This window comes from Salinimicrobium tongyeongense, from assembly GCF_026109735.1.
Taxonomy (GTDB): domain Bacteria; phylum Bacteroidota; class Bacteroidia; order Flavobacteriales; family Flavobacteriaceae; genus Salinimicrobium; species Salinimicrobium tongyeongense.
In genome coordinates this window covers 694,549-711,558 of sequence record NZ_CP069620.1, presented here as the reverse complement: position 1 = coordinate 711,558, position 17,010 = coordinate 694,549, and the positions used below count along the sequence as shown (strand labels likewise).

Here is a 17,010-nt window from a genome sequence, read left to right as displayed (position 1 = left end):
TTATCTTTTTTGAAGTATTTCGTCTACGATTCCGTAGTCAACAGATTCTGATGCATCCATCCAGTAGTCACGGTTGAAGTCTTTATAGATGCGTTCGTAGGACTGGCCGCAATTTTCGGCAAGAATCCTGGCGCTTTGCTCCTTGATCTTTAATATTTCGGCGGCCTGGATTTCGATATTGGAAGCCTGGCCCTGTGCTCCACCGCTTGGCTGGTGTATCATCACCTTGGCGTGCGGCTGAACAAACCTGCGTCCTTTGGCACCCGCCGAAAGTAAAATGGAAGCCATTGAGGCAGCGAGCCCTGTGCAAATTGTCGATACGGGGCTGTTTAGGCTTAGCATGGTGTCGTAGATTGCAAAGCCCGATGTTACATAACCCCCGGGACTGCTTATGTAGAATTGTATTTCATCTTCTCCGGTAGCATCCAGGTACATCATCCTTTCAATGACATGTTTTGCGGTCTTTTCATTAACTGTGCCCCACAAAAATATTTTTCTGTCGTTAAGCAGGGACTGTTCGATGCGGTCCTGAATTTTTCCGGGTTTATCTGTGTCTTTCATTGGAATTTTTAAATGATTGGTAGCTAAAAATATGACTATTTTTGCAGAAAAGAAGGGGATGAACCTTGCATTTAACAAGATTTTAAAGGAAGAAATTCCGCAGATACTGCCTATGATACAGGAGTTAATGGGGCAGCAGTTTTCAGACGAGATCCTTAGCCAGAGGTTTTCTGAAATGTTTGATCAAAATTACGAATGTTTTAAGATAAGCAGTGAAGGGCAAACGCTGGGAGTATTCGGGCTGTGGTTTATGACGCGGCATTATGCAGGCCGCTCGTGTGAACCCGATCATATTTTTATCAGGGAGGAATTCAGGGGCAAAGGTGTGGGAAAAAAACTGTTCGAATTTATCTATAAGTATGCAGCCGAAAAAGGTTGTGAGACTTCAGAATTAAACAGTTACGTGCATAATTTTCGCAGTCACAAATTTTACCTCAATGAAGGTTATGAAATAAGGGGCTATCACTTTTTAAAAAAGCTGTAAATTTTTCTTGAGCAATAAAAAGTTTCGATATATATTTGCAGAGCAATATCAACGCGGGAGTAGCTCAGTTGGTAGAGCGTCAGCCTTCCAAGCTGAATGTCGCCGGTTCGAACCCGGTCTCCCGCTCAAAGCCTCGACGATAGTCGGGGCTTTTTTTTTGCGGGAGATTGGGTGAGAAGCCTGTCCCGAGAGGAGTCGAGGGGAACCCGGTCTCCCTCATCTAAAAGGTTTAATCTAATTCTTCAACAGACTTCCCTTTTTACGAATCCCGAAACTAATAAATCGAATCCATAGAAAAATTCATTTAATTTGGTCCTTTCTAAAGAGATTCATGAAAATTAAGAACCTGGCCAGCCTGGCCTTAGAAGAAGTAATGTCCTGCTTCTTGTTGGCTTTTGAAGGCTATTTTGTAAAGCTTCCCGAAGAACTCCATTACTGGAAAGGGCGCTTTGCTGCCACAAGGGTGAACTGGGAGCTGTCTTTTGGCATGTTTGACGATGAGCGGCTGGTGGGTTTTGTAATTCACGGCATAGACTTCCACCAAGGGCAGTTAACCGCATATAATACCGGTACCGGCGTACTTGCGGGTTATCGCGGCCTTGCGGTAGTAGACAAATTGTACGCACATGCCATTCCTGTCTTAAAAGCAGAAGGAATTGAAAAATGCCTGCTCGAGGTGATCTGCGAAAATGAAAGGGCCATAAAAGTGTATAAGCGCATAGGTTTTCAAACAACACGGAAACTTAGCAGTTTCACCGGATCCCTTCCTGAAATTCCTTCGGAAAAAAGGCTTCAAAAATGCCATTTTTCGGAGGTAATGGGAAGCGGACTTTACAACGAAGGGCTTTATGCCTGGGAAAATTCGGCAAGCACGGTAAAGTTAATGGAAGAGCGGGTTCAAACCTGGTGCCTGGGAGATCGGGCTTCTCCTGAAGCTTACCTGGTCATCGATATTTCAGGGAATATCCTTCAGTTGTTCTCAAAAAGCGAAAATTACCTGGAACTTTTAACTGCTGCAGGCCGGGTTGTAAAAGAAGTTAAGCTGAAAAACCTGAATGCCGCGAGAAAAGAGCTGATAGACACACTTCAGAAATGCCATTTTTCGAACCCCGTGAACCAGTTTGAGATGGAGATGAATATTTCTTCCCGCTGAAGGAACTATTGGGTGCCGCCTGAAAATTTTAGTAACTTCATTTCAGAAAGATCACAAACCTTCATTTTTCAGCAATGAAAAAAGCTTATCCTCCAAATATTTTGCCGCGTGACGGTGAGAGTTATTACTTCGGAAGAATACTAACCCACCTTGAAGCGCAGCGTTTTTTCAATAATTTGCTTGAAGAAGTGGCCTGGCAGCATGATGAAGTAATGATCTTTGGGAAAAAAATTGTCACTGCCCGAAAAACCGCCTGGTATGGAGATATGGAGTTTGAATACACTTATTCAAAAATGACAAAAAAGGCAAAGCTCTGGATTCCGGTGTTGTTAGCCCTGCGGGAAAAAGTGCAGGAAGCAACAGGCCTGGAGTTTAATTCCTGCCTGCTCAATCTCTACCACAGCGGGGAAGAGGGAATGTCATGGCACAGTGATGCAGAAGCGGAACTTGGAAAACAGCCGGCCATTGCCTCTTTGAGCCTGGGCGTGGAGCGCAGGTTTGTGTTTAAGCACAAGACTTCAGCAGAAAAAATAGAACTTCAGCTTGAGCCGGGAAGTTTACTGCTTATGGCGGGGGATACTCAGAAAAACTGGCTGCACAGCCTTCCGAAGTCAAAGAAAATAAAGCATATGCGTATCAACCTCACCTTCAGAAATATTAAAAGATCGAAAACCCGGTGAGGGTAGTGAGCCGTTCGAGCGATGCCATTCCCAGTGCCGAATTTCCTTTTGGGTTGAGCGGCGGGCTCCACACGGCCACCGCAAACCTGTCGGGGTGAACGGCAACTATGCCCCCGCCAACGCCACTTTTTCCGGGTAAACCCACTTCAAAACTAAATTCGCCGGCCTCGTCGTAAAATCCGCAGGTTTGCATGAGCGCATTTACCCTTTTCACCTGGCGGCCGGTGAGAAATTCACGTTCAGATTCTATGGTGGTGCCGTTATTGGCAAATATGATAAAGGCATTGGCCAGTTCTTTGCACGACATGGAAATGGAGCACTGGTGAAAGTAGAAATCGAGCACGTCTTCTACATCGTTCTCAATATTTCCAAAAGATTTAAGGTAGTTCACAATGGCGTAATTGCGGTAACCTTTAGATTGTTCGGAGGCTGCCACCACAGGGTCGAACGCAATTTCCTGATTTCCGGTAATTTCATGAAGAAAGGTGAGCAGTGCAGCCTTGGGGTTGCTAAAAGACGAGACCAGCACATCGGCAACTACAAGTGCCCCGGCATTAATAAACGGATTCCTGGGAATTCCCGAATCGTTTTCGAGCTGCGAGAGGGAATTAAAGGGATCGCCCGAAGGTTCAACGCCCACGCGGTTCCACAACTTATCTCCCATTACTTTCATGGCGAGCGAGAGCGTGAACACTTTTGAGATAGACTGTATTGAAAAGCGTTCTTTGCTGTCGCCAAAGCAGTAGTTGTTGCCATCGAGATCGTAAAGGTGCATGCCGTATTTGCTTGACGGTACTTTGGCAAGTTCGGGGATGTAAGATGCCACTTTGCCCGACCTTGGCTGGTCTATGAACTCCTGGTTGATCTGGTTGAGGATCTTTTGATAATCTACGCTAGTTGAGGTCATTCAGCAGGGTTTCCGGTTCTACTTCAAAAGCTTCCTTCCCGGCTTCAAAAATCCTGGCGGTAAGGTCGCCTTTCAGTTTAATATTTTTTCCTTTTACCTCGAGCCAGCTTCCTTCGCGAAGCCCTACCACGGGTTGCGGATTATGGCTGTGAAATTCCCTGATACGGGTTTCCCGGGTCTCTCCTTTATGGGTTGAAGCAGGATCGGGATCAAGGTAATGCGGGTTGATGTTGAAGGGTACAATGCCCAGGGTATTGAAGGAAGGCGGGTAAACTATAGGCATATCGTTAGTGGTCTTCATGCTTAGGCCGGCAATGTTGGTTCCGGCGCTCGTACCTAAATAGGCCACCCCTTTATTTATGGCCTCTTTAAGCGCAGGAAGCAGGTCGTTCCTGTAAAGTTGCTGGACAAGCAGAAAAGTATTTCCGCCACCGGTAAAGAAGCCGTCAGCTTGTTTCACAGCTTCATGAGGAGAATCAAATTCGTGGATTCCGTGAACCTGGAGTCCGGCTTTTTCAAAGGCTTTTCCGGCTGTTGCAGTATAATCTTCATGGGAGATCCCGCCGGGGCGGGCATAGGGGATAAACAAAATTTTACTGCAGTCCCTAAAATGGCTTTTTATGAGGGGCAGCAAATATTCAAGATATTCCTGGCCGTGCAGGGTAGAAGTACTGGCAAGAACGAGATTTTTCATGCGGGCTTTTTAGTAGTTGATGTAAAATTAAAAAATATGGCACAGGGAGATTCTAAAATTTGGCCAATTCTGTAGGGAAAGTCGAATAAAATCGAGAAGAAAAGGCTGGAGAGAGGCATTTTGAGCAGTAACAGCGATTCTCTCTGCGGAAGAGATATTTAACGAAAGTTTAGTCGCGAATTAAATTTTTATAAAGATTAGATTTTGTTCCTTTAAGAAAACCAGCACTATGAAATCATTATTATCCTGTCTTATTTTCTTTATTTCGTGCACAGTGCTGTCCCAGGACAGAGTGCAAATTAACGGAAGTGTTACGCCGCCTGTTGGGGAGAGCCCAAAAGGTATTACCGTAGTGAACCGAACTGCCAAAAGTGCCACCGTGGTCAATGACAATGGCAATTTCACTATTCGGGTAACAGCCGGGGATACTTTGCAGTTTTCGGCCCTGCAATTTCAGGATTTCTCGGTAGTGGTAGACAAAGGGGTGGTTCAAAACCGGCAGCTCAACGTTTTTCTTTCAGAAGCTGTTACCGAACTACCCGAAGTTGTGGTGAGCCCTTATGACCTTTCGGGAAATGTAGAGGTAGATGTAAAGATCATTCCTGTGACCCCAACCGATCTTCCTACAAAATCGGCCGCAGAAATTAATCCGTATAATCACACTTTTCGACCCGATTCGCTGGTTTCTCCCCCCAATGCAGCCATGCGCAGCGGAATGATTTACAGCGGGATGGACTTTGCCAATATCTTCCGGAACATTTTTACCTCCCGTGATGTGACCACAACCCTGGGCGGTGACGATGATCTTGATGAACAGATTCTAAGGCTGCATGATGATGAATTTTTCAAGGAACAGCTGAATATTTCCGAAGAAAAGATAGAAGAGTTCATATATTTTGCTGCAGATAACGGCCTTACCGACCAAATGCTGCAACCTGAGAACGAGATGATGTTAATTGAGTTCCTTGTGGCGCAAAGCCAGAAATTTAAACAGCGGCAGGCGGGTTCTCCTGCGGAAGATTAAGAGCCAGTAATAAAAATACTTACCGAATTTGACATTTTTGAGACCTGACTTGTAATACCTTTTTTTGAGTTACTGCAATTTTGATGTAATTATGGCAGATTTGTGTCGTTATTAATAATATGAAGCATATTTACATTTTTGTTTTGCTTTTCACAACATTTACGGCTGCTGCTCAATCTATAGGGGAAGTCGAAATTAAGGGGAGCATAAAAGTACCTGCGGAAGCCGACGCCCAGGGTATTAGTATTTATAATAAAAACACCGGGAAAGGTAGTGTTTCCAACAGGAATGGAGATTTTATTATTAGTGCGAGCTTGAAAGATTCTCTTTACATTTCGGCTGTACAATACAGGGATCTCCTGGTGGTAGTTGATGAGCATGTGATGAGCACGGGAATCTTGCAGGTAGAAATCACCGAAGATATCAATGAACTGGCAGAAGTGGTGATTAAGCCCCACAACCTCACCGGAAACCTTGCAGCCGACCTTAAAAATATTCCCGTTCTCGAACTTGACCTGCCCACATGGTCTGCCGCTGAAGTCATGGGTATGGATTATAGCTTTTCACCCGATAGCCAGACAGGTATTGCAAATCCGGGAATGCCGGCAAATATGGAATATGGTTTTCAGCCCATAAAGATCATTGGCGGTCTTGTAGACCTTGTAGCTCCGGCCCCAAAAGACAGGTCTCAGGAAATACTAAGGGCAAGAGCAGGTTATGACCGGCTTGAGCGGGAGTTGCTGAGGCGGTATGACCGTGAATTTTTCCAGGAAGTTCTAAAAATAGACAAAGAAGAAATTCTCGCCTTTATCGCATATCTGCATAAAAAAGGCGTATCACACGCCCTGTTAGAAAAAGAGAACGAACTACAGCTCCTGGACCTAATGGTGCTGCAAAGCACGGAATTTATGAAGAGGTAAGAAGGTTTTTATAAATAATAACTCTAAGCATCAGCGGGATTAATTTTCGCTGATGCTTTTTTTGTACCTGTAATATGCATTTTCTTACTACAGGTAATCTATTGCATTTTTATTTTATTTCTTATTTTCTTTGTTGGGTCTTAAATGTAATTTGCTGTTTTAAAGCTGGGTAACAAAGTAAGCTTCAGGTATAAGTTTTTAAAAGCACCAGATGGCACTTTACAATATGGAGCTGGTTAGTGTTATTATTGGGATGTAGACTCATTTCAGGCGCTCCTTTCTTTTCTTCGGCATGAGAATTTTAGCAAACTTTTATGTAACTTGTTCGGGGAATAAATGCCAAGAGGAGAACTACCCCGTAACATGATCTTTTAGGGTAGACAGTAGCGAATATCAGTTACCATAATGCAAAAGAATATTTTGAATTTTAAAACAGCTTAGCCTGCATCTGCAAGGGCTACAGCTGGAATATGTATTATATTTAATCAACACAGATTTATGAAAAAAGTAGTGACTTTTGGAGAAATAATGTTACGTCTTGCCCCTCAGGAGCACTTGCGGTTTTCGCAGGCAACAAGTTTTGATGTGGTGTATGGCGGAGGTGAGTCTAACGTGGCAGTATCTCTTGCCAATTACGGGGTGCCGGTAGATTTTGTTACCCGCCTTCCTAAAAATGACATTGGTGAGTGCGCTTTGATGGAAATGCGCAAAAGAAATGTAGGTACCGGGAAGATCATTTTTGGAGGAGAACGCCTGGGAATTTATTTTTTAGAGACCGGTGCGGTTAGCCGCGGGAGTAAAGTGGTTTATGACCGTGCCCACTCTGCCATGTCTCAAATTGAAAAGGGAATGGTAGACTGGGATGAGGTGTTTGAGGATGCAGGCTGGTTCCATTGGACGGGTATTACCCCGGCAATTTCACAGGGAGCAGCCGATGCCTGCCTTGAAGCAGTAAAGGCTGCCAGTGCTAAAGGAATAACTATTTCAACCGATCTTAATTATCGTGCGAAGCTATGGAAATATGGGGTTGAACCTGAAAAGATCATGACCGAACTCACATCCTATTGCGATATTATTTTAGGGAACGAAGAAGATGCAGAGAAGCATTTCGGAATTAAACCTGAAGGTTTGGATATTACCACCCAGGGAGAGCACGTAAAGGCTGAAGCTTTTCTTTCTGTTTGTGAGCAAATGATGGAAAAATTCCCCAACGCCAAAAAAGTGATCACTACCTTAAGAGGTTCACTTTCAGCTTCCCACAATACCTGGGCCGGTGTTCTTTATGATGGTAAGACCATGTTCAAATCTCCTGAATATAATATTACTCACATAGTAGACCGTGTTGGAGGAGGAGATTCCTTTATGGCAGGTTTGATCTACGGATTACTGAAATACCCTGAAGATGATCAAAATGCCCTGAATTTTGCCGTAGCAGCATCAGCCTTAAAACATACTATTAAAGGTGACGCTAACCTGGTAACTGTAGATGAAGTGAAAAAACTAATGGGCGGTGACGCCTCCGGCCGTGTTGCCCGATAAAATGTAAATGTTATGGCTCAATACTCAAAAATAGAAGTAGCATCAATCATGAAAGATCAGGGGATGGTTCCTCTATTTTTTCACCAGGATGTTGAAGTGGCTAAAAAAATACTGAAAGCCTGTTACGATGGGGGTGCCCGTCTTATGGAATTCACCAGCCGTGGTGATTTTGCTTTCGAAGTGTTTGGGGAGTTAAGTAAATACGCAATAAAAGAACTTCCGGGAATGGTTATGGGAGTGGGTTCTGTGACCGATGCTGCCGCAGCTTCTCTATACATGCAACTGGGGGCGAACTTTATCGTTACCCCGGTCTTAAGAGAAGATATTGCCATAGTGTGTAACCGCCGAAAGGTGCTATGGTCTCCCGGCTGTGGCTCACTTTCAGAAATAGCTCGTGCCGAGGAACTGGGATGCGAGATCGTGAAACTTTTCCCTGGAGGAACTTATGGCCCCGCTTTCGTAAAAGGAATTAAAGGACCACAACCCTGGACCAGCATTATGCCTACCGGCGGCGTTTCTCCCACCGAAGAAAATTTAAAAGGCTGGTTTGATGCCGGGGTAACCTGTGTAGGGATGGGATCTAAATTAATTTCAAAAGAGGTCATCGCCAATAAAGATTATGCAGGTCTTGAAAAAATGGTAAGCGAGACTCTGGATCTAATCAAAAAGCTAAAAAAATAAGACAATAAAGCAGGGGCTGCCTTGAAATTTGCGATCATAAATAGGAAAGACTTCTCCGGGTACTGGTACTTCAGGATGAAAAACACCTTCAGTTATACTTCGATCTTAAAAAGATGTAAGCCTTAATTTTAAGTCAGCCTCTTTTATAATACACATGCAGGAAAAAGCTTCAGAAACAAAAAAGATCATCACCTTTGGTGAGGTTTTGATGCGCTTATCACCATCAGATAACAGGAAGCTTTTGCAGGCGACCCAAATGGATTTCTTTTTTGGGGGAACAGAGATGAATGTAGGTGCTTCGCTCGCTAATATGGGGGTAGAAGTTCAACACGTGACCAATATCTCAAACGATATAGTAGGTGATGCCGCCCTGGCCACGCTGCGAAAGTATGGGATTGGCGTTTCGGCAGTCAAAAAGGTCAATTTTCCTTTGGGGCTTTATTTTCTGGAAGTAGGTTCTTCTCTGCGTTCAAGTCAGGTTTCTTATAACCGTCTTCACAGTTCTTTTGCAAATATTTCTCCTGAACAGGTAGACTGGCAAAAAGTGCTTTTTGATGCTGAATTTTTGCACTGGAGCGGTATTTCCCCGGGAGTGTCTGAAGGAGCTTACCAAACCTTAAAAGCCGGTCTTGAACTGGCGCAAAAAAGAGGAATAACTGTTACGGTAGATCTGGCTTACAGGAGTAATCTCTGGAATTACGGAAGAAGCAGCCGGGAGGTGCTTGAAGACCTGGTTTCCCTTTCCACGATATTTATAGGAGGCGTGAATGAGATCAATGAACTGCTTGATGCCAATTTTTCTTCAGATAAAGAAGGGTTTATTGCAGGTAGCAGGGCGTTGATGGAGAAATTTCCGAAGATAAAAAAGGTTTTCGACAAAGTGCGTACCAGTGTGAATGCTTCGTGGCAAAAGATCTATGGCCAATGCTGGAATGGTGAAAAATATTTGAAAACCACAGAGCTTGAAATCACCAATGTGATAGACCGTATAGGAACAGGTGACGCTTTTGCGGCAGGAGTTATCTATGGATTAAAGCATTTTAGTGATGAAGAGGCGCTCAATTTTGCCAATGCTGCCTGTGCTTTAAAACATACCCACATGGGAGATGTTAACCTGGTGGGGGTAGAGGAGGTGCTTGAAGTGGCAAAAGGAAAAACTGATGGAAGAATTAAGAGATAAAATTTGATCAACCGGCAGAGAAATCACCAAATTCCGGGAACTAATTAACATCAAAAGAATGAATATCCTTAAACTGAAAAAAATATATCACTCTGGTTTAATTCTTTTCCTGCTTCTAATTTTAGCAGGATGTGATGACCAAAGTGATGTAAGGAAAATAAAACTTGGACACGGCCTTGATACTTCTCATCCTGTTCATAAAGCCATGGTGTATATGTCAGAGCGTTTGTACGAAAAATCGGGGGGCAGTATGACCATAGACATTTATCCAAACCAGCAGCTGGGTTCAGAAAGAGAGTGTCTCGAACTCCTGCAAATAGGAAGCCTTGGAATGACCAAAGTATCTACAGGTGTTCTGGAGAATTTTGTTCCGAGCCTGCAGCTTTTCGGGCTTCCGTTTCTATTCCGCGACCGAGAACATAGATTTGAAGTGCTGGAAGGTGAGATTGGGGAAAGTTTTCTGAATAAAAGTGTAGATAAACGCTTAAAAGGTCTCACTTTTTACGATGCCGGGAGTAGAAGTTTTTATGCCAAGGTGCCGGTAGAACAGCCAGAAGCTCTTAAAGGATTAAAGCTGCGGGTAATGGAAAGCACTACGGCTATCAACATGGTAAAACACCTGGGAGGTTCGCCTACGCCCATTGCCTGGGGAGAGCTTTACACTGCCTTACAGCAGGGGATTGTAGATGGAGCTGAAAATAATTTACCCAGTTTTTACCTTTCCCGCCACTATGAGGTATGCAAATATTTTGTAATGAATGAACATACTGCCCTTCCCGATGAACTGCTGATAAGCACTTTGATTTGGAATGATTTGAGTTCACAGGAACAAAAATGGTTGAAAGAGGCAGCTATGGAATCTTCAGAATACCAAAAAGAGATATGGCGCAAAGCAGAACTGGAAGCTTTAGATGAAATTCAGAAAGCAGGAGTTACGGTGCTGTACCCCGATAAAGAACTCTTTAGGCAGAAAGTACAGCCTATGTACGAAGAGTTTTCAGAAGATCCAGAAATGAAAGAACTAATTAAGGCTATTCAGGAAATCAAATAGTTATGAGAAGTAAAGTAAATAAAATCCTGGGCAGTTTTTTGGTGGTACTTCTTGTGCTCATGGTGCTGTCGGTTTTGTGGCAAATATTTTCAAGGTACCTTATGAATTCCCCCAGTTCATTTACCGAAGAGCTGGCAAGGTACCTCTTTATATGGATTGGGATATTGGGAGCAGCTTATGCATCGGGGCAACAAACACATTTGGCGATAGATATTCTACCTCCAAAACTCAACCCCGAAAATAGAGTAAAGCTTCGCATCTTTATTAATATCCTCATCATTCTCTTTAGTCTGACGGTTCTCGTAATTGGAGGAGGAAACCTGGTTTATGTAAATGACCTCTTAGGGCAGTCTTCGGCAGCACTGGGGGTGCCACTATCCTGGGTTTACAGTGTAGTGCCGCTTAGCGGAGTGCTGGTTATTTACTATAAAATGCACGAGATCTTTAATTCCAAAAAGTATTTAGTATGATGTCTGAAGTATTGATATTGGTACTCTCCTTTATTATCCTTTTATCTATTGGAGTACCTGTTGCCTGGTCAATTGGGATTTCGTGTATACTTACTATCCTGGCGTCTATAGATAGTCTGGCTGCATTTACTACCGTTGCACAGCGTATGGCCACCGGTCTCGATAGTTTTTCACTCTTGGCCATTCCCCTGTTTATACTGGCAGGTCAAATAATGAATCAGGGAGGGATTGCCAACCGGCTCATTGCTTTTGCAAAAGCCCTCATGGGGGCTTTACCGGGAGGTTTGATCTATGTTAATGTAGTTGCCGCCATGTTGTTTGGAGCCATAGCAGGATCGGCAGTGGCCGCGACCTCGGCCATGGGTGGCATCCTAGGGCCTGCCATGGAAAAAGAAGGTTATTCCAAACAATTTGGGGCTGCTGTGAATATTACGGCTTCAACCACCGGACTTGTTATTCCACCTTCCAACGTACTTATTGTATATTCCCTGGCGAGCGGCGGAGTGTCTATTGCATCGTTGTTTTTGGCAGGATATCTCCCAGGAATCCTCATGGGGCTGGCTCTCATGCTTGTAGCCGCAGTTTGGATCAAAAAGAAGAAATACCCGGCAGGGGCACCGGCGAATCTAAAAAATATACTGGTCACTTTCCTTCAGGCCCTGCCAAGCCTGTTATTGCTGGTAGTGGTAATTGGAGGAATAGTTTCAGGAATATTCACAGCGACCGAAGCATCGGGAATTGCAGTGCTGTACTGCCTTATCCTTTCTTTCATCAATAAAGAATTGAAGATAAGTGACCTGCACAGCGTGTTCTTGAGTTCGGTAGGGACAACGGCTATAGTAATGCTGCTCATTGCTACCTCGATGAGCATGAGCTGGGTGATGTCTTATGAGAATATTCCGCAGGCAGTGAGCGATGCGCTGTTAAGCCTGAGTGACAATATTTTTGTGATTCTCCTCATCATAAACCTGCTGTTGTTGTTTGTTGGAACATTTATGGATATGACCCCGGCCGTTTTAATCTTCACGCCCATTTTTCTTCCTGTGGTAACCGAACTTGGGGTTGACCCGGTTCACTTCGGAATTATGATGGTAATGAATTTGTGTGTGGGCCTGTGTAGCCCGCCCGTAGGCTCGGTATTGTTCATTGGGGTAAGTGTGGCAAAAACCAGTATTCAGAAAGTAATAAAACCTCTCCTGCCCTTGTATGTAGCTATGTTTATTGTACTAATGCTGGTGACTTTTATACCTGAAATTAGTTTGTGGTTACCCAGATTATTTGAATAGATTAAATATGAAAAACATATTATGGAGGAGTACCTCTGGAACACATGCTCCGTTAGTTGGAAAATAACCTTCTTTAGATGAATAATTAAATACAATGACACAAATTTTTGAACAAAGCTGGAGGTGGTATGGGCCTCACGACCCGGTAAGCCTTAAAGATATAAAACAGGCAGGTGCCAGGGGTGTGGTCACTGCTTTACATCATATTCCGGTAGGGGAGGTGTGGAGCCTTGAAGAAATTCAGAAGCGAAAAGACCTGTTGGAGGAAAGTAACAGGAAGAATAAGTTTCCACTACATTGGAATGTGGTGGAAAGCCTTCCGGTACATGAGCATATTAAACAGGGAAGGGCCGATAAAGCAAAATACATCGAAAATTATAAGCAGAGCCTGAGAAACCTTGGCAAAAGTGGTATTTTCCGCGTGTGCTATAATTTTATGCCTGTGCTGGATTGGCTGCGTACCAATGTTCAATACCAGTTGGAAGATGGAAGCACGGCATTGCTGCACGACCTCGAAGATCTTGTTGTTTTTGACCTTTTTATTCTGAAAAGGAAAAATGCAGAAGAAGATTATCAACCCGAAATGGTAGAGCGAGCCAGGAAGCGGTTTCCTCAAATGAAGAAGGAAGAAATCGAACGGCTCAGTAAGAGCCTGTTAATGGCATTGCCCGGCGATCAGCAGGGTTTTACACTGGAAAAACTCAGACAGGGACTGGAGAGTTATGACGGAGTTTCAGCAGAACAACTTCGGGACAATCTGGTAGATTTTTTAAAGGAAGTGATCCCCGTAGCAGAAGATGCCGGCGTAAGCATGGCAATTCATCCAGATGATCCGCCATGGCCGGTCTTGGGGCTGCCCCGAATTATGAGCAACATAGAGGATCTTGAATATATATTTAGTCGGGTGCCGCAAATGACCAACGGACTCACCTTTTGCAGCGGAAGTTTTGGAGCTTCAGAAAAAAATGATCTGCCAACCATCATTAAAACCTATTTTAACCGAATTTATTTTGTGCATTTGAGATCGGTGCAGCGCGAGGCCCATTCCAGGTTCTATGAAGCCAACCATCTTGAAGGCAGTGCAGAAATGTACAAGCTTGTTCGCACTTTCTATGAGTGTCAAAAAGGGCAAAAAAGAGCCCCCATCCCCATGAGGCCAGATCATGGGCATCAAATGTTAGACGATCTTGTAAAAACCACTTATCCCGGATATTCGGCTATTGGAAGGTTAAGAGGTTTAGCCGAATTGAGAGGATTGGAAATGGGAATTGTAAAATCTTTTGAAAACGAATAATTGTAGTAAAAATGAATAATTTAAAAGATAAAGTTGCTGTTATTACCGGTGGTAACGGAGTATTGGGGGGAGCGATTGCCCTAGGGCTGGCTGCTGAAGGAGTGAAGGTAGGCATACTGGGGCGTACCCCAGAAACTGCGCAGGCCAGGGTCGACGAGATCGTGAACAACGGCGGTAAAGCCATAGCACTTGTGGCAGATGTTCTTGACAGGGAGAGTTTAAGATCTGCAAAAGAGGAGATTGAAAAGCAATATGGAAATGTAAATATCCTTGTCAATGCTGCCGGAGGCAATCAAAAAGGGGCTACCATAGGCCCCGATCAGAGTTTTTTTGATCTTGATCTCGATGCGCTCGACAAGGTTAGCGGCTTGAATTTTAAGGGAACCGTACTTCCTACCCTGGTATTTGCCAGCGGAATGGTGGAGCAAAAAAGTGGGAGTATTATAAATATTTCCTCACTTTCTGCTCAAAGGGCGCTTACACGAGTGCTGGGTTATTCCGCAGCAAAAGCAAGTGTAGACAATTTCACCAAATGGCTGGCTGTAGAAATGGCCCAAAAATATGGAGACGGAATAAGGGTAAATGCCATCGCCCCCGGATTTTTTATAGGGGAGCAGAATCGAAGTTTATTGTTAAATGAAAATGGCAGTTTAACCGCGCGTGGCGAGACTATTGTAAACCAAACGCCAATGAAGAGATTTGGGAAGCCTGAAGAGTTGCAGGGCGCAGCCAACTGGCTTGCAGGAGAAGGATCTTCTTTTGTGACGGGAACGGTAATACCTGTAGATGGTGGTTTTGGAGCTTTTAGCGGGGTGTAAATTGAGAGACATGTGAGCATAAAGAAAAATATTCTTTTGGGGTGGGCGACAGGTTTGCTAAAAGCAGCCGGGGCACAGCTTAGGGCTGTGTTGAAAATTCGGCGGGCGGGAGTAGCAGCTAGCCTGGTGTAAATAGAACCTGAAACACGAAACCGTGGGGAACTGATTAAAGTAGGTTACCTGCTTCCACCGGATTTTCTTTGGGAAAAGAAATTGCGGCAGCCTTGCGTCATGAGAGGCTTTTACGAAATACAAGACCTGTTATAGTTTAGCGAACAAAATAGCTGCTGAAAAAGGAGGCAGGTTTTTCCACTTTTAGACAGGTATAGAGAAAGAATAGATAATCTTCTTAGAAAATACCTTCAGCCTCTTTTTCTGTCTTGGGAAGAGAAATTTTAATATCTGAATTCCCTTCAGGTCTTTGAAACTTCTAAACAAGCAGAAGAGATTTCAGCATTAAAAAGATCCTTTTTCAGCAAATTTCTTCTGCTGTAAAATGAAATTTTCCGAAGAAGATAATCAGGTGAATTCCAGTTCTCTGGCTCTAAACCTGGGGCTTTTCTTTTTGAACTTGCGTCCGTACCATAGCAGGAAGCCTGTAACCGGAAGGCTGGCGCAGATGAGGCTGGCAAAGAAAGCAATAATCTTTCCGGGCAGGCCGGCAATGGCACCCACGTGAATGTCATAATTCATCCTGAGTACTTTTTCTGAAAAACCTGCGTCTTCATAAACTCCGTAAACGCTGGGGGTTTCAATTTCCTCCAGGGTATTTTGATCGTAAAACCGATAATCGGCACTGTAGTAAACACCATCCTGGTAAGCTACTTCTACATAAATACTCGAAGTATCTGTGTAAGGATAATGTATCTCCAGGTCTAAAGCTTCGGGATATTCCTTTTTAAGATCTTCGATGAGGGATTCTATAGGCGGATTTTCAGTAGCAATAAAAGCACCGGAAGTGTTTTCAGGAATAGTAAAAACCACTTCTTTTTCTCCTCCCATACTTTTGTAGACGCCTTCGGCAAACCACTCAAAGACCATGACGAGACCTGTGAAAACGATAACTACTGCTAAAAAACTCACATAAAATCCCATTACGGAATGCAGGTCGAAGTTCTTTCGTTTCCATTTCGTGGTTTTCTTCCAGTCAAAAGAAAACCGCTGTTTGTTCATTTTCTTATTCTTAGGCCACCATAGAATTATCCCCGTAACCAGCATGAGGAAAAAAATGAAGGTGCTCCAGCCTACTACCTGACTTCCAATTTCATGGGGGAGCCACAGGTACATGTGGCCGTCGAGTATAAAATGGAAAAAGCCTGTCATGTGGTCTTCAACTTTCAGCACCTCGCCTGTATAGGGGTGCAGGAACACAGATTGATAGAATTCGGGTTCCATTTCATAAAAGATCACCTCTACAGGTTCGTTCTCTTCTCCGTAAAGCGTGCCATGTACATATCTGCCAGGTAAAACCTCTTCAGCAAGAGCTTTGGCTTTTAAAGGGGTAAGTACAGCAGTGTTCCTTACTTCAATCTCGGGAAGGTCATTGGTAAGCGCTTTTATCTCTTCCTGAAAAACCCAAAGGCAGCCTGTAATGGCAACAACAAACACCACTGCGCCGGTAAGCAGCCCCAGGTAAAGGTGGATTTGTCTTATCCATTTTTTAAAATTCGATTTACTTTTCTTATCCTTCTTTTTCATGAGAAAATAAAAAAGGTCCCTAATGCCAGTAGCACTTTTGGGGGCCGGTTTAATTATAGTTTTATAAAAGCTTTGTTCTTTCTCTTCTTAACTGTGGCACTTTGCCATACAGCTAAATCTAGGCTGCGAAATATCATTGCATCCAAAAAGGGTGTCTGGCAAAGCAGAAAGCGACAGTGCTGTAAGTTCATTTTACTTTAGATTAAGTCTAAATAAAAGTGGCGGCTAAGTTACTTAGCGCAGCTAACTTCTCCAATTGTTATTTAGACTTTTTTTAAATTGGGAGGAGGAGGGAGGATAGGTTGCTAGTGATGTTCGTGAATATAATCTTAATCAAATTATTTTTGAAGAAGTGTTTTTAATTAAATACCGGAAGGACAACAATCAGAGACCTGCTTAAACTTTAATGAAGTCTATTTTTTTAAAATTATAATTATTGTAGTCCAGTGAAAGAATCAGGATCGCATCGCTGTTAGAACCAGAATTCTATATTTTTACAACAGCAGATTCACAGTGAAATTTAATTCTATTTAATAAGTAAAGTTCACTATTCATTCAAACTAAATGGCT

17 protein-coding genes and 1 tRNA gene are annotated in these 17,010 nt (G+C 43.5%); 14 read left to right on the top strand and 4 right to left on the bottom strand.

What is annotated here, in order from left to right:
* Window positions 1-561: a ClpP family protease gene (locus JRG66_RS03160; RefSeq protein ID WP_265164298.1), complete on the bottom strand. Its 561-nt coding sequence runs from the start codon at window positions 559-561 to the stop codon at window positions 1-3.
* Window positions 562-592: 31 nt separating this feature from the next.
* On the opposite strand from JRG66_RS03160, the gene JRG66_RS03155 reads away from it, so the two are divergent.
* From JRG66_RS03155 to JRG66_RS03140, 4 genes are all read left to right on the top strand, one after another.
* On the top strand, window positions 593-1,045 hold the full coding sequence (locus JRG66_RS03155; protein WP_265164297.1) for a GNAT family N-acetyltransferase: 453 nt from the start codon (window positions 593-595) through the stop codon (window positions 1,043-1,045).
* Between the two features lie 53 nt (window positions 1,046-1,098).
* Window positions 1,099-1,171 (top strand) — tRNA-Gly (locus JRG66_RS03150).
* 205 nt (window positions 1,172-1,376) lie between these two features.
* On the top strand, window positions 1,377-2,198 hold the full coding sequence (locus JRG66_RS03145) for a GNAT family N-acetyltransferase (RefSeq protein ID WP_265164296.1): 822 nt from the start codon (window positions 1,377-1,379) through the stop codon (window positions 2,196-2,198).
* A 74-nt stretch (window positions 2,199-2,272) separates the two neighbouring features.
* On the top strand, window positions 2,273-2,878 hold the full coding sequence (locus JRG66_RS03140) for an alpha-ketoglutarate-dependent dioxygenase AlkB family protein (protein ID WP_265164295.1): 606 nt from the start codon (window positions 2,273-2,275) through the stop codon (window positions 2,876-2,878).
* Here the strand turns inward: JRG66_RS03140 and JRG66_RS03135 are convergent.
* Window positions 2,856-3,785: a glutaminase gene (locus JRG66_RS03135; protein ID WP_265164294.1), complete on the bottom strand. Its 930-nt coding sequence runs from the start codon at window positions 3,783-3,785 to the stop codon at window positions 2,856-2,858. The two genes, JRG66_RS03140 and JRG66_RS03135, sit on opposite strands and share 23 nt — an antisense overlap.
* Window positions 3,772-4,479 carry a dipeptidase PepE gene (gene pepE / locus JRG66_RS03130; protein ID WP_265164293.1) on the bottom strand — a complete coding sequence of 236 codons (708 nt, stop codon included), beginning with the start codon at window positions 4,477-4,479 and terminating at the stop codon, window positions 3,772-3,774. Before pepE ends, JRG66_RS03135 begins: the two co-directional genes overlap by 14 nt.
* 229 nt (window positions 4,480-4,708) lie before the next feature.
* On the opposite strand from pepE, the gene JRG66_RS03125 reads away from it, so the two are divergent.
* The 10 genes from JRG66_RS03125 to JRG66_RS03080 all read left to right on the top strand — a co-directional run bounded on the left by JRG66_RS03125 (window position 4,709) and on the right by JRG66_RS03080 (window position 14,742).
* Window positions 4,709-5,503 (top strand): BamP family beta-assembly machinery protein, encoded by a 795-nt coding sequence (locus JRG66_RS03125; RefSeq protein ID WP_265164292.1) that lies wholly within the window; start codon window positions 4,709-4,711, stop codon window positions 5,501-5,503.
* Between the two features lie 119 nt (window positions 5,504-5,622).
* Window positions 5,623-6,423: a BamP family beta-assembly machinery protein gene (locus JRG66_RS03120; protein ID WP_265164290.1), complete on the top strand. Its 801-nt coding sequence runs from the start codon at window positions 5,623-5,625 to the stop codon at window positions 6,421-6,423.
* A gap of 498 nt (window positions 6,424-6,921) precedes the next feature.
* Complete coding sequence (locus tag JRG66_RS03115; protein WP_265164288.1) at window positions 6,922-7,962, top strand: sugar kinase; 1,041 nt, start codon at window positions 6,922-6,924, stop codon at window positions 7,960-7,962.
* 12 nt (window positions 7,963-7,974) lie between these two features.
* On the top strand, window positions 7,975-8,643 hold the full coding sequence (locus JRG66_RS03110) for a bifunctional 4-hydroxy-2-oxoglutarate aldolase/2-dehydro-3-deoxy-phosphogluconate aldolase (protein ID WP_265164287.1): 669 nt from the start codon (window positions 7,975-7,977) through the stop codon (window positions 8,641-8,643).
* A 154-nt stretch (window positions 8,644-8,797) separates the two neighbouring features.
* Window positions 8,798-9,823, top strand: coding sequence for a sugar kinase (locus JRG66_RS03105; RefSeq protein WP_265164285.1), 1,026 nt, complete (start codon window positions 8,798-8,800; stop codon window positions 9,821-9,823).
* 58 nt (window positions 9,824-9,881) lie between these two features.
* On the top strand, window positions 9,882-10,874 hold the full coding sequence (locus tag JRG66_RS03100) for a TRAP transporter substrate-binding protein (RefSeq protein ID WP_265164284.1): 993 nt from the start codon (window positions 9,882-9,884) through the stop codon (window positions 10,872-10,874).
* A gap of 2 nt (window positions 10,875-10,876) precedes the next feature.
* On the top strand, window positions 10,877-11,344 hold the full coding sequence (locus JRG66_RS03095; protein WP_265164283.1) for a TRAP transporter small permease: 468 nt from the start codon (window positions 10,877-10,879) through the stop codon (window positions 11,342-11,344).
* Window positions 11,341-12,630 carry a TRAP transporter large permease gene (locus tag JRG66_RS03090; RefSeq protein ID WP_371875324.1) on the top strand — a complete coding sequence of 430 codons (1,290 nt, stop codon included), beginning with the start codon at window positions 11,341-11,343 and terminating at the stop codon, window positions 12,628-12,630. Before JRG66_RS03095 ends, JRG66_RS03090 begins: the two co-directional genes overlap by 4 nt.
* Window positions 12,631-12,724: 94 nt before the next feature.
* Window positions 12,725-13,924 carry a mannonate dehydratase gene (uxuA, locus tag JRG66_RS03085; protein WP_265164281.1) on the top strand — a complete coding sequence of 400 codons (1,200 nt, stop codon included), beginning with the start codon at window positions 12,725-12,727 and terminating at the stop codon, window positions 13,922-13,924.
* Between the two features lie 11 nt (window positions 13,925-13,935).
* The gene (locus JRG66_RS03080; protein ID WP_265164280.1) at window positions 13,936-14,742 is read left to right on the top strand and encodes an SDR family oxidoreductase; all 807 of its coding nucleotides are present in this window, start codon (window positions 13,936-13,938) and stop codon (window positions 14,740-14,742) included.
* 519 nt (window positions 14,743-15,261) lie between these two features.
* On the opposite strand, the gene JRG66_RS03075 is transcribed toward JRG66_RS03080, so the two are convergent.
* Window positions 15,262-16,440 (bottom strand): PepSY-associated TM helix domain-containing protein, encoded by a 1,179-nt coding sequence (locus JRG66_RS03075; protein WP_265164279.1) that lies wholly within the window; start codon window positions 16,438-16,440, stop codon window positions 15,262-15,264.
* Window positions 16,441-17,010: the final 570 nt, after the last annotated feature.

Coding starts and splice junctions, on each gene's coding strand:
- JRG66_RS03095 (WP_265164283.1), top strand. CDS start 10,877: ATGAGAAGTAAAGTAAATAAAATCCTGGGCAGTTTTTTGGTGGTACTT.
- JRG66_RS03090 (WP_371875324.1), top strand. CDS start 11,341: ATGATGTCTGAAGTATTGATATTGGTACTCTCCTTTATTATCCTTTTA.
- JRG66_RS03080 (WP_265164280.1), top strand. CDS start 13,936: ATGAATAATTTAAAAGATAAAGTTGCTGTTATTACCGGTGGTAACGGA.
- JRG66_RS03135 (WP_265164294.1), bottom strand. CDS start 3,785: ATGACCTCAACTAGCGTAGATTATCAAAAGATCCTCAACCAGATCAAC.
- JRG66_RS03105 (WP_265164285.1), top strand. CDS start 8,798: ATGCAGGAAAAAGCTTCAGAAACAAAAAAGATCATCACCTTTGGTGAG.
- JRG66_RS03140 (WP_265164295.1), top strand. CDS start 2,273: ATGAAAAAAGCTTATCCTCCAAATATTTTGCCGCGTGACGGTGAGAGT.
- JRG66_RS03110 (WP_265164287.1), top strand. CDS start 7,975: ATGGCTCAATACTCAAAAATAGAAGTAGCATCAATCATGAAAGATCAG.
- JRG66_RS03100 (WP_265164284.1), top strand. CDS start 9,882: ATGAATATCCTTAAACTGAAAAAAATATATCACTCTGGTTTAATTCTT.
- JRG66_RS03155 (WP_265164297.1), top strand. CDS start 593: ATGACTATTTTTGCAGAAAAGAAGGGGATGAACCTTGCATTTAACAAG.
- JRG66_RS03145 (WP_265164296.1), top strand. CDS start 1,377: ATGAAAATTAAGAACCTGGCCAGCCTGGCCTTAGAAGAAGTAATGTCC.
- uxuA (WP_265164281.1), top strand. CDS start 12,725: ATGACACAAATTTTTGAACAAAGCTGGAGGTGGTATGGGCCTCACGAC.
- JRG66_RS03115 (WP_265164288.1), top strand. CDS start 6,922: ATGAAAAAAGTAGTGACTTTTGGAGAAATAATGTTACGTCTTGCCCCT.
- pepE (WP_265164293.1), bottom strand. CDS start 4,479: ATGAAAAATCTCGTTCTTGCCAGTACTTCTACCCTGCACGGCCAGGAA.
- JRG66_RS03075 (WP_265164279.1), bottom strand. CDS start 16,440: ATGAAAAAGAAGGATAAGAAAAGTAAATCGAATTTTAAAAAATGGATA.
- JRG66_RS03125 (WP_265164292.1), top strand. CDS start 4,709: ATGAAATCATTATTATCCTGTCTTATTTTCTTTATTTCGTGCACAGTG.
- JRG66_RS03160 (WP_265164298.1), bottom strand. CDS start 561: ATGAAAGACACAGATAAACCCGGAAAAATTCAGGACCGCATCGAACAG.
- JRG66_RS03120 (WP_265164290.1), top strand. CDS start 5,623: ATGAAGCATATTTACATTTTTGTTTTGCTTTTCACAACATTTACGGCT.